At 29.7% G+C, this 15,575-nt stretch carries 12 protein-coding genes and 1 pseudogene; 9 read left to right on the top strand and 4 right to left on the bottom strand.

All coding sequences use genetic code 11. The annotated features are described in order from the left end of the window. From GQ540_RS10680 to GQ540_RS10670, 3 genes and pseudogenes are all read left to right on the top strand, one after another. A pseudogene (locus GQ540_RS10680) lies at window positions 1-132 on the top strand (polyprenol monophosphomannose synthase); the annotation flags it as partial. A 14-nt stretch (window positions 133-146) separates the two neighbouring features. After that, entirely contained in the window at window positions 147-1,496 is a 1,350-nt protein-coding gene (locus tag GQ540_RS10675; RefSeq protein ID WP_291800859.1) for a dihydroorotase, read from the top strand. Continuing rightward, complete coding sequence (locus GQ540_RS10670) at window positions 1,489-1,917, top strand: DUF4296 domain-containing protein (RefSeq protein WP_291800857.1); 429 nt, start codon at window positions 1,489-1,491, stop codon at window positions 1,915-1,917. Before GQ540_RS10675 ends, GQ540_RS10670 begins: the two co-directional genes overlap by 8 nt. Here GQ540_RS10670 and GQ540_RS10665 read toward each other — a convergent pair whose 3' ends face one another. After that, window positions 1,918-2,922, bottom strand: a complete 1,005-nt coding sequence (locus GQ540_RS10665) for an SDR family oxidoreductase (RefSeq protein WP_291800855.1) — start codon at window positions 2,920-2,922, stop codon at window positions 1,918-1,920. 114 nt (window positions 2,923-3,036) lie between these two features. Between GQ540_RS10665 and tyrS the strand changes: the two genes are divergently transcribed. Continuing rightward, window positions 3,037-4,332, top strand: coding sequence for a tyrosine--tRNA ligase (gene tyrS / locus GQ540_RS10660; protein WP_291800853.1), 1,296 nt, complete (start codon window positions 3,037-3,039; stop codon window positions 4,330-4,332). A gap of 77 nt (window positions 4,333-4,409) precedes the next feature. Here tyrS and GQ540_RS10655 read toward each other — a convergent pair whose 3' ends face one another. Continuing rightward, entirely contained in the window at window positions 4,410-5,387 is a 978-nt protein-coding gene (locus GQ540_RS10655; RefSeq protein WP_291800851.1) for an acyl transferase, read from the bottom strand. A gap of 88 nt (window positions 5,388-5,475) precedes the next feature. Here GQ540_RS10655 and GQ540_RS10650 point away from each other — a divergent pair, with 88 nt between their 5' ends. The 3 genes from GQ540_RS10650 to GQ540_RS10640 all read left to right on the top strand — a co-directional run bounded on the left by GQ540_RS10650 (window position 5,476) and on the right by GQ540_RS10640 (window position 8,894). Continuing rightward, window positions 5,476-6,012 carry a sigma-70 family RNA polymerase sigma factor gene (locus GQ540_RS10650; RefSeq protein WP_291800849.1) on the top strand — a complete coding sequence of 179 codons (537 nt, stop codon included), beginning with the start codon at window positions 5,476-5,478 and terminating at the stop codon, window positions 6,010-6,012. Between the two features lie 15 nt (window positions 6,013-6,027). After that, complete coding sequence (locus GQ540_RS10645) at window positions 6,028-7,212, top strand: outer membrane beta-barrel protein (protein WP_291800847.1); 1,185 nt, start codon at window positions 6,028-6,030, stop codon at window positions 7,210-7,212. Window positions 7,213-7,340: 128 nt separating this feature from the next. Further along, window positions 7,341-8,894, top strand: coding sequence for an aldehyde dehydrogenase family protein (locus GQ540_RS10640; RefSeq protein ID WP_291800845.1), 1,554 nt, complete (start codon window positions 7,341-7,343; stop codon window positions 8,892-8,894). A 65-nt stretch (window positions 8,895-8,959) separates the two neighbouring features. Here GQ540_RS10640 and GQ540_RS10635 read toward each other — a convergent pair whose 3' ends face one another. Both GQ540_RS10635 and GQ540_RS10630 read right to left on the bottom strand, forming a co-directional pair. Beyond that, a complete protein-coding gene (locus GQ540_RS10635; protein ID WP_291800843.1) occupies window positions 8,960-10,003 on the bottom strand; it encodes an endonuclease/exonuclease/phosphatase family protein in 1,044 nt (347 codons plus the stop codon). A gap of 131 nt (window positions 10,004-10,134) precedes the next feature. Continuing rightward, window positions 10,135-10,575, bottom strand: a complete 441-nt coding sequence (locus tag GQ540_RS10630; RefSeq protein ID WP_291800841.1) for a hypothetical protein — start codon at window positions 10,573-10,575, stop codon at window positions 10,135-10,137. A gap of 112 nt (window positions 10,576-10,687) precedes the next feature. On the opposite strand from GQ540_RS10630, the gene GQ540_RS10625 reads away from it, so the two are divergent. Together GQ540_RS10625 and GQ540_RS10620 are read left to right on the top strand one after the other, a co-directional pair. Then, entirely contained in the window at window positions 10,688-13,441 is a 2,754-nt protein-coding gene (locus GQ540_RS10625) for a TonB-dependent receptor (protein WP_291800839.1), read from the top strand. Between the two features lie 10 nt (window positions 13,442-13,451). Further along, the gene (locus tag GQ540_RS10620) at window positions 13,452-15,518 is read left to right on the top strand and encodes a DUF5689 domain-containing protein (RefSeq protein ID WP_291800837.1); all 2,067 of its coding nucleotides are present in this window, start codon (window positions 13,452-13,454) and stop codon (window positions 15,516-15,518) included. Window positions 15,519-15,575 lie beyond the last annotated feature (57 nt).

Genomic DNA, 15,575 nt, shown 5'->3' with positions numbered 1-15,575 from the left:
AAATTTAAACACAAAGAAGTTTCGGTAATTTTTACCGACCGCACAAAAGGAACTTCAAAAATGAGTGGTTCTATAATTTCAGAAGCCGTTTTTGGAGTTATTAAAATGAAATTGCAAGGATTGCCTAAATAAAGAAAAAGAAAATTATGAGCTTAACACTTATTAAAAACGCCCAAATTGTTAATGAAGGTGTGATAATTGAGGGGGATGTATTAATTGATGGAGAATATATTGTTGATATAGATGCTTCAATAAGTTCAAAATCTGCCGATACAACAATAATTGATGCAGAAGGAAAATACTTAATTCCAGGAGCGATAGATGATCAGGTTCATTTTAGAGAGCCTGGATTAACGCACAAAGCAACTATTAAAAGTGAAAGTAAAGCTGCCATTGCTGGTGGTATTACTTCATTTATTGAAATGCCAAATACAGTTCCGCAAGCAACAACACAAAAATTATTAGAGAAAAAATTTAAAATCGCTGCCAATAGTTCTTATGCCAACTATTCTTTTATGTTTGGTGGCACCAATGATAATTTAGATGAATTATTAAAAACAGACCCAACTAATGTTGCAGGAATAAAATTGTTTTTAGGTTCGTCAACTGGAGATATGCTTGTAGATGATGAAAAAACTCTAGAAAAAATATTTTCTTCAACCAACATGTTAATTGCGGTACATTGTGAAGATGAAGCTACTGTGAAAAAGAATTTAAACACCTATTTAAAAGAATATGGTGATGATATCCCTATTGAATTACATCCGAAAATTAGAAGTGAAGAAGCATGTTATTTATCATCATCAAAAGCTATTGAATTAGCTAAGAAAACTGGTGCTCGCTTACATGTATTTCATCTGTCGACAGCAAAAGAAACAGCCCTTTTTACCAATAAAATTCCAATAGAAAAAAAGCAAATTACTGCTGAAGTATGTGTACATCATTTATGGTTTGATGAACGTGATTATAAAACCAAAGGAACATTTATTAAGTGGAATCCGGCAGTAAAAACTAAAAAGGATAAAGAAGGCCTTTGGAAAGCCTTACTTGAAGATAAAATTGATGTAATTGCAAGCGACCATGCGCCACATACAAAAGAAGAAAAAGAACAAGTTTATACCAAAGCTCCAAGTGGAGGCCCATTAGTTCAACATGCGTTACCTGCACTGTTACAAGCACACAGACAAGGGAAAATTTCAATTGAAAAAATCATTGAAAAAATGTGTCATAATCCGGCTAAAATCTTCAAAATTAAAAAACGTGGTTTTATTAAAAAAGGCTATTATGCAGATTTGGTATTGATTGATGTTTCTTCTCCTTGGACAGTTACTAAAGATAATATTTTATACAAATGTGGTTGGTCTCCATTTGAAGGCACTACATTTTATTCAAAAATTACCCATACTTTTGTAAATGGCCATTTAGCATATCAAAATGGTATATTTCATAACACAATCAAAGGAAAACGATTACTATTTAACAGAACAAATGAATAAATTTTTTAGCATACTTATTTTAAGTGTTTTTTTAGGAGCCTGCACTAGTAATACCATTATAAAAAAACCTAAAAATTTAATTCCTAAAGATCAAATGGTTGATTTATTAACCGATATTTTTTTAGCCGATGGTGGGGATAACATTAAAAACCTTCACCTTCAAAGAAATGTAAATTATTTTCCTCTAGTTTTTGAAAAACACCAAATTGATACCACTCGATTTAAAGAAAGTAATTATTATTACACTTCAAGAATTGATGATTACGATGATATTCTTGGAAAAGTTGATGCCCGTTTAAAAGCATTAAAAAGCATCTTTGATGCTGAAATTAAAATTGCAGATTCGTTAGACCGTGTAAGACGTGATTCAATAAGGCTTACTCGTAATAAAATTCCTAAAGGGAAACCTATTATTAAGTAACTAGTTATCATATAATTTACACACCCTTTTTATAGTTTTTGAAATTGATTCAAATTCAAAATTAAGTGCCATCTTGATTTTTTTTGAAGAATAGTAATGCTTGTTATGAATAGATTGTGAAGATTGTTTTGTTAACAGCGGTGGTTTCCCTGTTAAAATCGATTTTATTTTTTCAAGCCTCCAGCCAACTGAACTCATAAATTTTGTAACTCTAATTGAAGGTCGTTTTTTGCTAAAACCATCTGCTATTTGAAAAAACACTTCTTTAAAACTTACATTTTCTGAAACCAAAATATATCGTTCGTTTTTTATAGTGCTTTTCATTAACAGCAGCATTGTTTTTACCACATCACCTACAGATACAAAAGCTGTAATCCCTTCAGAATAAAATTTCAAACCATTGTGTATTTTAGTAAACAGTTCTCCAGGGCCTCCATTATTCCAAAAACCAGCACCTAAAATTACACCGGGGTTAACAATTATAACTTCAACACCTTCTTGTGATGCGCGCCAAACTTCCATTTCAGCGCCATATTTTGTAATGGCATACCCATAATTATTATTTTCGGCATTACGCTCACAAGTTTCATCAATTATTTTAGCACCTATTGCTTTGTCAATTGTGGCAATTGAACTTACAAAACACAATTTTTTCACCTTTTTATCTATACAAAAATTTACAATGTTTGAAGTTCCTTCAATATTAATTTTTCGCATTTCCTTATAGTCCTTCGGGTTAAAAGAAACCAATGCTGCAGAATGATACACTTCCGTAACATTTTCAAAAGATTTTTCTAACAAATATACATCCGTTATATCAGTTTCAATCCATTCAATTCTTTTAAAAACAACTTCAAAATCACTAGAATAATAGCTAAAAACATTTTTTACAGCTTGTAAATCGCTGTTTTTTCTATGAATAGCTTTCACACTATCATTTTCTAATAAAAGATGATACAATAAATGTGCACCTACTAAACCTGTTCCTCCGGTAACTAAAATCATAAAACGAAAGTATAAAAAATGTTTGGGTATTTTACAAAGTGTGTGATTTAAAAAACTACAAAGCAAAAGCAGTAACTAACAACTAAAATTTTATCTTTGCTGAAATTAAAAATTTTGAAAATGAATTTTGTTGAAGAACTACGTTGGAGAGGCATGTTACACGATATGATGCCGGAAACTGAAGAATATTTATTAAAAAATAAAACTACGGGTTATATTGGATTTGATCCAACTGCCGATTCTTTACATATTGGAAGTTTGGTACCTATTATTATACTCATGCATTTTCAAAAAGCAGGTCATAATCCTGTTGCATTGGTTGGTGGAGCTACTGGAATGGTTGGTGATCCTTCAGGAAAATCAGACGAACGTAATTTATTAGATGAAGAAACATTGAACAAAAACATTGCTGGTGTTAAAGGACAATTAGCACGATTTTTAGATTTTGATAATAGTACTTCTGAAAACGCTGCTCAATTGGTAAATAATTACGATTGGATGAAAGGAATTTCTCTAATTGAATTTGTACGCGATGTTGGTAAACATATTACCGTAAATTACATGATGGCAAAAGATTCCGTTAAAAAAAGAATTGATTCAGAATCTAAAACTGGAATGAGTTTTACAGAGTTTACGTATCAATTATTTCAAGGGTACGATTTTTACCATTTATATAAAGAAAATAATTGCAAACTTCAAATGGGAGGTTCAGATCAGTGGGGGAATATCACCACAGGAACTGAATTAATTAGAAGAAAAGCCCAAGGAAAAGCATACGCACTAACTTGTAAACTAATTACAAAAGCTGATGGTACTAAATTTGGTAAAACTGCTGGTGGAAATGTTTGGTTAGATGCTAACAGAACTTCACCTTATAAATTTTATCAATATTGGTTAAATTCTTCTGATGAAGATGCAGAAAAGTACATTAAAATATTTACTTTTTTAGATAAAGAAACTATTGAGCAATTAATTGCTGAACATAAAGAAGCGCCACATGTTAGGGTTCTTCAGAAGAAAATTGGAGAAGAAGTTACAGTAATGACTCATGGAAAAGAAGCGTACAATAATGCTATAAAAGCTTCAAATATTCTCTTTGGAAAATCAACTGCGGATGATTTAAAAACACTAGATGAACAAACTTTTTTAGATGTTTTTGATGGCGTACCACAAGCAGAAATTGAACGTTCTGTTATTGAAAATGGATTAGAAATTGTTCCTGCTTTTGCTGATAACAGTTTTTTAAATTCAAACGGAGAAGTACGTAGAGCTTTAAAAGAAAATTCAATTTCAGTAAATAAAGAAAAGGTAAAAGATGATTGTGTAATTACAACTTCTGATTTAATTGCTGATAAATTTGTGTTATTACAACGTGGAAAAAAGAGTTATTTTTTATTGAAAGTTATCTAATATAACCAAGATATATATCTAAAAAAGACTGCAAATTTGCAGTCTTTTTATTATCATGCTGAACTTATTGTCTTTTTTTACAACACCATTAAATTACAACCTCTAATATCAGAATCATCAAAGCGACCTAACACTTCAAAGGTTCCATTATCATATGTTTTACCTAAATCTTGTGTGGCAATAAATGAGCAAGAATTTATATTTGCCAAATCAATTACATTAATTCCCCCTGATTTTCCTTCAGGTAAAATAGACAATGCATCTTCCGTATCACGAGTTAAAATTTTCATCCAAGGTGGACATTCAAAAATTCCATTTCCTTTAGAATATGCCTGACTTAATAATTCTGTCATTCCATATTCAGAATGAATTGTGTCAACTCCAAAACCTTCTTTTAAAACGTGGTGTAATTCTTTTCTAATTAGTTCTTTTCTTCTGCCTTTCATTCCGCCAGTTTCCATAATTATAGTGTTTTTCAACTTAAAATTATGCTTTTCAACTAGGTCTAATAGGGCAAATGAAACTCCAATTAACAGTACTTTTCCGTTTTTTTCATCTAATTCAATTAAAATTTCACATAGTTCATCTAAATTATTTAAATAAAACCCGCTTTTAGAACTTTTAGATTTTTCAATAAAATGATTTGTCATATAAATTAATGAAGATCCATCACGTTCTAAATATGAAGGCAACAAAGCTAATACCGTATAATCTTCTATAGCGCCGTATAAGTTTTCAAATCCTTTTGTGAAACTATTTTCATATATAGAAACATCTGTGATATGATGCTTACTTTGAGTGTTTCCAGTAGTTCCGCTACTTAAAAAAGTTTTTTGAATAGTGTTTGTAGTTGCTAAAATTTTGTGTGATTTAAAAAATTGAATTGGCAAAAAAGGAATTTCATCAATACTTTTAATTTCAGAAATATTAATATTTAGAAGGTTTATAAAGTCTTTATAAACAGCACAATTTTCAGCTTGAAATTGAAATATTTCAAGCGCTATTTTATTGAAATCGTTGAGATTACGAATGTTAAAAATGCTATTTCTTGTCATAAATTTTGGGAAACATCACAAAAGTAATGTAAATTTACGCAACCTATTATCTTTATAGGTATCTAATTATTAATTAAAACAGTTGCTTTTGAGTTTAAACGAGCTCGTAAAACAATGTGCTAAGAATGACCGAAAAGCACAAGGAGAAATTTACCAACTTTTTTCTGGTAAGTTATTTTCTATATGCTTAAAGTACTCTAAAAATAAACAAGAGGCTCAGGATAATTTTCAAGATGGTTTTATTACCATTTTTAATAAAATTGGGCAGTTTAAATTTAAAGGTTCTTTTGAAGGTTGGTTAAAGCGTGTTATGGTGAACACAATTCTTTTGAAATACAGACAAAAGAATGTGTTAAACTTAGTTACTGAGGAGATACCAGATGAAGTGATTGTTGACATAGATGATGATGAAGTTTCTTTAGATTTTTTATTAAATCTGATACAGGAATTACCTGATAGATACAGGATGGTTTTTAACCTATATGTTCTTGATGGATTTTCACATAAAGAAGTTTCAAAAATGTTGCAAATTGCAGAAGGCACATCAAAATCAAATTTAGCCAGAGCAAGAGCCATTTTAAAACAAAAAATAGAATTACATCAAGAAAGTCAACAGTCTATTTAAGATTAAAAGATAGTAGTGAGAGATTTAAAAAACATTGATAGATTATTCCAAGAGAATTTAAAAGACTTTGAGGTTTCCCCACCAAATAAAGCATGGAATGCTATTGAAAAAAAATTAGAGAAACCTTCCAAAAAACGTTTTACGCCTTTATGGGTTAAAATTTCAAGTATTGCCGCATTATTTGCTTTACTATTTACTGTTGGTACTATTTATTTACTTCCATCAAATAACTTATCCAAAAATATACTACCGGTAAATAATAAATCATTAGAAACTTCGGATAAAAAAGATAGCGCTATAACTTCAACCAAAGAGACTAAAATTAAAATTTCAACAAAAAAACCTATTGAAATAAATAGCGATACGAATATAGCCAAATTGACTGATACTACTGAAAAAACTAGCGAAAATTCAAATGAAGAAACACTAGAAACTAAAAAAGAATTGAATAGCTATTCAATAGCTAGCATTGTTAATGTGCCACAAAAAAACACTAAAAACACTAAAATATCAAATAAAGAATTTTTAAACGGAAAACTAACTGTAGCTACAGTTTTTGCTCCAATCTATGTGAATTCTTTTGGTGATGGATCAGGAGTAGATTCTCAATTTAAAAGTAACCCAACTTCTGGAAACTCATCATACTCATACGGTGTAAAAATTGCATATAAACTAAATAATAAGTTTAGTGTACAATCAGGTGTAAACCTTATTAATTTAGGATATACTACTAATGATATTTATGTAACACCTGGCGTTTCTGTTCTTGGTTTTTCAAATTTATCTAGTGATCCTATTTTATCTAAAAACGAAACTATATCAACCAAAGAAAATGAAAATTCAGGAAGTTTAAATCAGGTTTTTGGTTATGTAGAAATTCCTGTTGAAATAAAATACAATGTTGCTAATGGTAAATTGGGTGTAAATTTAGTTGGTGGATTTAGTACATTGCTTTTAAATAAAGATGAAGTTTTTGTTGAAACCAATAATTTTTCTCAAAGTTTAGGTTCTTCAAACAATTTAAGATCTATTAATTTTAGCGGTAACATTGGGCTAGACGTAGATTATTCTATTCGTAAAAATTTATACATTAATGTATCACCAATGTTCAAAATTCAAACAAACACCTTTTCTAAAAATTCGGGAAGTATTCAACCGTATTATTTAGGAGTTTATACAGGTTTAAATTATAAGTTTTAGTTGGTTTATTATTTGGTTGGTTACCAAATATTGAATGAAGAAAGCCGTTTCAAATTTGAAACGGCTTTTCTTTTTATACTATTTATTATTGTAAATTTGTGTAAAACAACTATAAAAAAAACCAATTTATGGAAATCATAACACTCGAAAACACTATTGAAAAAGCATTAAAAGAATTAGGAATACAAGAGTTAAATAAAGGAACTTCAACAGGTTCTAATTTCTTTGGAAATGGTGAAATACTAGAATCATATTCTCCAGTTGATGGAAAACTAATAGGTAAAGTTACTTCAACTACAAATGATGATTTTGAAAAAGTAATGGAAACCGCTCAAAGTGCTTTTAAAACTTGGAGGTTAAAACCAGCACCCTTACGCGGTGAAATTGTTCGTCAGTTTGGTGAAAAATTACGTGAATTAAAACAACCTTTAGGTGAATTGGTTTCGTATGAAATGGGTAAATCACTACAAGAAGGTTTGGGTGAAGTACAAGAAATGATAGATATCTGTGACTTTGCAGTTGGTTTATCACGTCAATTAAACGGTTCTACATTACATTCTGAACGTCCCGGACATAGAATGTACGATCAATACCATCCGCTTGGAATTGTAGGAATTATCTCTGCATTTAACTTTCCTGTAGCTGTATGGGCTTGGAATACTGCTTTAGCTTGGATTGCTGGGGATGTTTGTGTTTGGAAAGCTTCAGAAAAAGCACCTTTATGCAGCATTGCTTGTCAAAATATTATTGCTGATGTATTAAAAGAAAATAATTTACCAGAAGGAATTTCGAGCATTATAAATGGCGATTATAAAGTTGGTGAATATATGACAACAGATAAACGTATTCCTTTAATTTCTGCAACTGGTTCAATTAGAATGGGTAAAATTGTTGCTAAAACAGTAGCTGAGAGATTAGGAAGATCATTATTAGAATTAGGAGGAAACAATGCTATTATTGTAACACCCGATGCTGATATAAAAATGACGATTATTGGTGCTGTTTTTGGAGCTGTTGGAACTGCCGGGCAGCGTTGTACATCTACTCGTAGACTAATAATTCACGAATCTATGTACGATAAAGTTAAAGATGCTTTAGTTGCTGCTTATAAACAATTAAATATTGGAAACCCATTAGATGAAAATAATCATGTTGGGCCACTAATTGATAAAGATGCTGTGAAAATGTATGAAAACGCTTTACAAAAAGTAACTGAAGAAGGTGGTAATTTATTAGTTGAAGGTGGTGTTTTAAGTGGTGAAGGTTATGAAAGTGGTTGTTATGTAAAACCTGCAATTGCTGAAGCTAAAAATCACTTCGAAATTGTTCAAAATGAAACATTTGCACCGGTTTTATATTTATTAAAATACAGTGGTGATGTAAATAATGCTATTGAAATTCAAAATGGTGTTGTTCAAGGACTTTCATCAGCAATTATGACTAATAATTTACGCGAAGCTGAAGCTTTCTTATCTCAAGCTGGTTCAGATTGTGGAATTGCAAACGTAAATATTGGAACTTCAGGAGCTGAAATTGGAGGCGCTTTTGGTGGTGAAAAAGAAACTGGTGGAGGAAGAGAATCTGGTTCTGATGCTTGGAAAGTGTATATGAGAAGACAAACAAACACCATTAATTATACAACGGAACTTCCTTTAGCTCAGGGTATAAAGTTTGATTTGTAAGTTATATTATTTAAGATGTTTATAGAAATTTCGTTATTCAAAATTCATATTGAATAACGAAATTTTTAATTTTCTTTTATCAAATACATATATACAGGATAATGATCGCTATAACCATTAATAAATCGATTTCCTGAAAAACTTCTATGAGGATATCCTTTATATTTCCCTGTTTGTGTAGTTAAATATTGTGGATTAAAAACATTGGTTTTATACATTTTATAAGTAGAATAATCTTTTGTAGTTGTTAATAATGGAGAAGTAAACATAATTTGGTCAAACAAATTAATATTATCTCTATACACTAAAGTATTTTCGCCACGTCTAAACATATCTTCCATTGGGTTGTAAATATCTCCTTTTTTAACGTTCGCTTTTCTAGTTTTTGTTTTTAGCACCTTTTTTAAACTAGAATTTGTTGGATCATCGTTTAAATCACCCATAATAATTATTTTAGGGTTTGGATCACTTAATTTTATTTTCTCAATTATTTGAGTGTTTAAATAAGCTGCTTTTTCTCGTTTTGCTCTACTTTTTTCTTCGCCACCTCTTCTTGAAGGCCAATGATTAACAATAATATGAATTAGTTCATCATCTAAATATCCCGAAACCAATAATTGGTCTCTTGTGTAAATTCTCATTCCATTTTCCTTCCATAATTTTAATTCAAAAGTTTCATGGTGTATAGGTTTAAAATACTTTTCTTGGTATAATAAAGCAACATCAATTCCTCTTAAATCAGGAGAATCATAATGAATAATACTGTATTGTTTATCTTTTAAATAGTTAGTTTGAGTTAAATCTTCAAGTACTTTTCTGTTTTCAATTTCAGAAACACCTATAATTACAGGGCTATTTTTAGCTTCTTTGGTTCCAATTTCAGAAAGAACTTTAGCCATATTAGTTAGCTTTTTTTGATAAATAACACCTCTATTTTCTTTAATTTCCATGATTGGACTTGCTTCATCATTTTTTGTGGGATCGTTAATTGTATCAAAAAGATTTTCAAGATTGTAAAATGCAACGGTTTTAATTTGGTAATCTTTTTGACAAAATAGTAATGTTGAAGAAAGTAATAATAAAAGAAATATTGAGTAAAATTGTTTCATAATCTTATTTTGAGAACAGCTAATTTACTAACAAATTTTGGAGAAAAATAATTAAAATTAAATAAGATGTAAATTGGAAACGAAGATAATTATTCTTCAAAAGAAGGAAGAAGAAGGTAGGTGATATAACGTTATAAACTTTGTGCTTTATTTTTTAATTCAGTTAAAGAATCTTTAACTAATTTAAAATCGGAAGGAGAAGCATTTACCCATTTTGTTGCAGTTAAAAGCGTACTAACGGTTTTAAGTTTAAAAGGAGTGTTTTTTACAGTATCTAAAGTTATTGAATTTATTAATTGATTTGGAGTATCTGTTAAAATAGCTGTTTTTCTTATGCCATATAATTCGCTATTATTTCTTAAAAGTTCAACAAACTCAACAATATTTTCTTCTTTATACACTACAAAAGCATCTCTAACATCATCTATAATATTAAATGTTGGATTGTAATTTTTTTCCAGTGCAAGTTTTTTCTTATTATTAATAAGATCATCCCAAACTAAATTACCACAAAAATATTCTAACACAAGTTTCTTTTCTGGTATAATTTTATAGCTAATGCAGCTCTTCATTTTAAATTAAATTAAGCGTAGTAAAACACCAAATATAAAAAAAACACAAATAAAAATTTACCATTTTTAAGGTATTTACTCTGAAAATTAGTACTTTTAAAAAAAATTGCAAATGAAAATAATAGTTATTGCGACTATTGTATGGCTATGCTGTACAATAAACGCTGCTTCTCAAACACAAACTTCAATTAAGGGAAAAGTAGTTGAAGTGCCTTCTGAAATTTTTTTAAAAGAAGTTTTAATTCATATTAAAAACACCAATATTTTTACCAAAACTAATTCTAATGGTGAATTTAGTATAGAAAACATCCCTATAGGAAAACAAATAATTCAAATTTCTGTTGAAGGGTTTAGCAGTCAAAATTTACCTATAAATTTACTTGAAAATGAAACGTATAATTTAGGAACAATTTTTTTGTATAAAGCAATTAATAAACTAGAAGTTACAAGTATTATTTCATTATCAGATGATGATTTGTTAGGTGATAAAGATGGAAGTTCAGATTATATTGCTGGTTTGTTTCAATCGTCAAAAGACACGTATTTAAAAGCTGCCGCTTTTAATTTTGGACAAGCTTGGTTTAAAGTTCGCGGGTACGACTCTAGTTATGGAATTATTTCAATAAATGGTGTTGAAATGAATAAGTTATTTGATGGAAGACCACAATGGAGCGATTGGGGAGGATTAAATGATGCTTTTAGAAATCAGGATTTCACCAACGGTTTGGCACCTTCTTCAACTACTTTTGGTGGAATTTTAGGAAGTACAAATTTTAGTACAAGAGCTTCAGATTATCAAAAAGTTTCAAAAGTATCATTATCAGCAACTAACAAAAGTTATACAGGACGTGTTATGGCAACTTACGCAAGTGGCCTTAATAAAAACAATTGGGCTTTTGTGGTTTCTGGCTCTCGAAGAATTGCTAATGAAGGTTATTTAGAAGGTACATCTTACAATGCTTGGGCCGCTTTTTTAGCTGCTGAAAAGAAATTAAACAATAACCATAGTCTAAATTTAACAGCTTTTATTGCTCCAAATAGAAGAGGGAAATCTTCACCAAACACACAAGAAGTTTATGATTTAAAAGGATATACATACAATGCATATTGGGGAAACCAAGAAGGTGACAAACGAAACTCTCGAATGAAGGAAATTATGGAGCCAATTGTAATGTTAAGTCATTATTATACGAATGAAAAGACTTCGTTAAAAACAACATTAGCCTTTCAATTTGGGCATATTGGAAATAGCAGATTAGGTTATTTTAATGCGCCAAATCCTGACCCAACTTATTGGAAATATTTGCCAAGCAGTTATTTACGTTTTGAAGATAATTTAGACTATGCAAATGCGTATTTATCAGAACAAGAATTTTTAGATAACGGACAATTAAATTGGAAGGAATTATATAGAGTAAATGTTAACAATGGCAACTCATTGTATTATTTGTATGAAGACAGAGTTGACGATTCTCAAATTAGTTTTAACTCTATAGTTAACACAATTTTTGGTGAAAACACACAACTAAATGCAGGGATTTCGTATAAAAATTTAACATCTAAAAATTACGGAAATATGTTAGATTTACTAGGTGGTAATGGTTTTGTAGATTTAGACCAATATGCTGAAAATGAAGCACAACAAAATGATTTAAATAACCCAAATAGAACTGTAAAAGTTAATGATAAATTCCAGTATAATTATTTAATAAATGCTAATGAAACAAGTGCGTTTTCTCAATTACAATTCACAAAAAGAAACCTTGATTATTTTGTAGGCATCAACTTAAAAAATACTAGTTATCAAAGAGAAGGTTTATATAAAAACGGAACATATTCAACTAATTCCTTCGGGAAAAGTGAAAAATTAGCATTCTTTAACTTTAGTATAAAAGGAGGTTTTACGTATAAATTTACAGGCCGTCATTTATTAAATTTTAATGGAGCTTATATTTCAAATGCGCCAACTATTAGAAATACGTTTTCAAATTCAAGAGTAAATAACAATATTACACCCGATTTAACAAGTGAAAAAATTGTAACAGCCGACCTAAGTTATATGTTTAGATCGTCAAAATTTCAATCAAGAATCACCACTTATTTTACTAAATTTAGTGACGCTGTTGAAACTTCGTTCTTTTTTGCTGAAGGATTATTAGGAGATCAAGCTGATTTTGTAAATGAAATTATTACAGGAGTTGATAAAAAGAATATAGGAATAGAATTAAGTGTTGATTATCAAATTACATCTGCAATTAAATTGTTGGGAGCAGCTGGTTTTGGCCAGTTTACCTATGATAATAATCCACAATTATATATACAATCTGAAAGTTTTACCGATGAAAATAGCAATTTCGGAACTGCTTATTTGAAAAATTATCATTTATCAGGCACACCTCAAAAAGCTTATTCTTTAGGATTTGAATATAGAGACCCAAATTTTTGGTGGTTTCAAGCAAGCACCAATTTTTTGTCAAACAATTATTTAGATATTTCACCATTATTAAGAACCGATAATTTTTACACAGATACTGATAGCGTTCCTTTTGTTGATGATGAAACCGGAGTTGAAGTTACTCAAGAACAAGTAAATTCATTATTAATTCAAGAAAAATTTGACGATGCTTTTTTAGTAAATCTTGTTGGTGGAAAATCTTGGTTAATTAATCATAATTACGTTGGATTTTTTCTGGGTATTAATAATGTTTTTGGCGAGGTTTTTAAAACAGGTGGTTTTGAACAATCTAGAAATGCCAATTATCCAGAATTAAAGCAAGACAAACAATTAAATAAACCCATTTTCGGACCAAAATATTGGTTTGGGAATAATACATCATACTATCTAAATTTATATGTAAGATTTTAAAAAAAAAGCTATGAAAAAAATTAAAAATTATCAAAAAGTAATAGGAATACTCTTAGTACTCAGCCAGTTTTTAGGATGTGTTAAAGATCAAGATTTTTCAACTCCAACAGTTGATTGTCTTGAACCTAATTTTACAGTTACCAACACTATTCAACAAGTAAAAGATATGTACACTTTTGGTGGCGCAACTGTTATTGACACTGAAGTTATTATTGAAGGTTATGTGGTTTCAAGCGATAAATTGGGTAATATTTACAAAACCCTTTCAATACAAGATAAACCCGAAAACCCTACTTCAGCAATAAAAATTTCTATTGATGAAACTAATTTATACACCAAATATGATGTTGGTCGGAAAATTTATGTGAATTTAAATGGATTAGCCGTTGGCTATAGTTTTGGAAGTATTCAAATTGGACAAGCAGTTGAAGGAGGGTTGGCTCGTATTTCTGCTTTTGAAGTTAAAAATCATATTTTTCGCTCGTGTGAAGTTGCTGAAATTATTCCAAAAAAAGTTGCAATTACAGAGTTGAATGAAGCTATGCTAGAAATGTTGATTGAAATTGAAAATGTACAATTTAAAACGAATGATTTAGGATTGTCGTATGCAAATATTGAAGATACAGAAACTGTAAACCGAGTGTTAGAGAGCTTTAATACTAATTGTGATATAGTTGAAGAGGTAATTATTAGAAACAGTGGATTTTCAAAATTTAAAAATAATTTAGTACCAGAAGGAAAAGGAAGCGTTATTGCTGTTTTTGGAAATTTTTATGATGATTTTCAATTGTATTTAAGAGATACAGAAGATGTAAAATTCACAGAAGAACGATGCGATTATTCAAACGCATTAACACCAACTATTACAATTTCTGAAGTCAGAGATTTGTATGAAGGATCTATGGTTGAATTTGGAATCAATAATAATTACATAATAGAAGGATATGTTGTTTCAAGTGATGAATCGGGTAATTTTAAAGAAAAATTAGTGATTCAAAACACTATTGAAAGCCCAACTGCTGGTATTCAGCTATTAATTGAAAGTGATGCTATTTTTGAAGATTATAATGTGGGTGACAGGGTTTTTATAAAATTAGATAAATTGTATATGGCTAAAAATGATGGAATATTAACCATTGGATTTCCTAACGGCAATAAAATTTCAAAGATTGATGCTTCAGTAATAGGTAATTTTATATATAATAGTGGTGAAAATTTTGATATAATTTCAACTGAAATTCCAATTTCAGAAGTATTAAATACTAACTATCAAAACACGTTAGTTAGCATTTTAAACACCCAATTAGTTGAAAACGAATTAGGAAAATCATTTGCTTTTTTTACAGGTGATGATGATGGTACAAGAACACTTGAAACTTGTGGAGAAACTATAAAAGTATCAGTATTCACAAATGGTGATGCAACTTTTGCTAATGAATTATTCCCGGAAGGGCACGGTAAAATAACGGGAGTTTTAAGTAATAGTTTAGAATTAAGAACAATAAGTGATGTTCGATTTAACGCTGGTTATGAAACTTGCCCAATAATTATTCCTAAAATTATGATAACTGAGGTTGCTGACCCAAAAAACAGTACCACATCTCGTTTTGTAGAATTATTCAATGCTGGTGATTCAGAAATAAATTTAACAGGTTGGAAATTGAATAAATATACGAATGGTGCTACTTCAGTTTCAAGTTCACCAATTGATTTAACAGGAATTACAATTTCCGTTGGTGGTTTTATAATTATAGCAAATACAGGTTATTCGGCTATTTTTAATGATACTCCAAATATAACGTCAACCTATATTTCTGGAAATGGTGATGATGTGTATGAGTTAGTTGATAACACAGGAACAAGAATAGATGTTTTTGGAGTTATTGGTCAAGATGGTAACGGTACAAATTGGGAATACGAAGACGGAAAATCAATTAGAAATTTAGCGGTTATTGAACCAAACACTTCTTTTACAATTAGTGAATGGACTATTTTTTCTGATAATTCAAATACGTTAATTACAAACCCAAATATGCTACAAAATGCACCTGAAAATTTTAACCCAAGAGTAAGATAATGTAAATAAAAAACAGGTAATGAATTTTTCATTACCTGTTTTTTATTCAATAAATAG

Origin of the sequence: Lutibacter sp., from assembly GCF_013139515.1 — a bacterium.
GTDB lineage: Bacteria > Bacteroidota > Bacteroidia > Flavobacteriales > Flavobacteriaceae > Lutibacter.
Note: the sequence above shows the minus strand (reverse complement) of the source record. Positions and strands in the feature narration are given on the sequence as shown.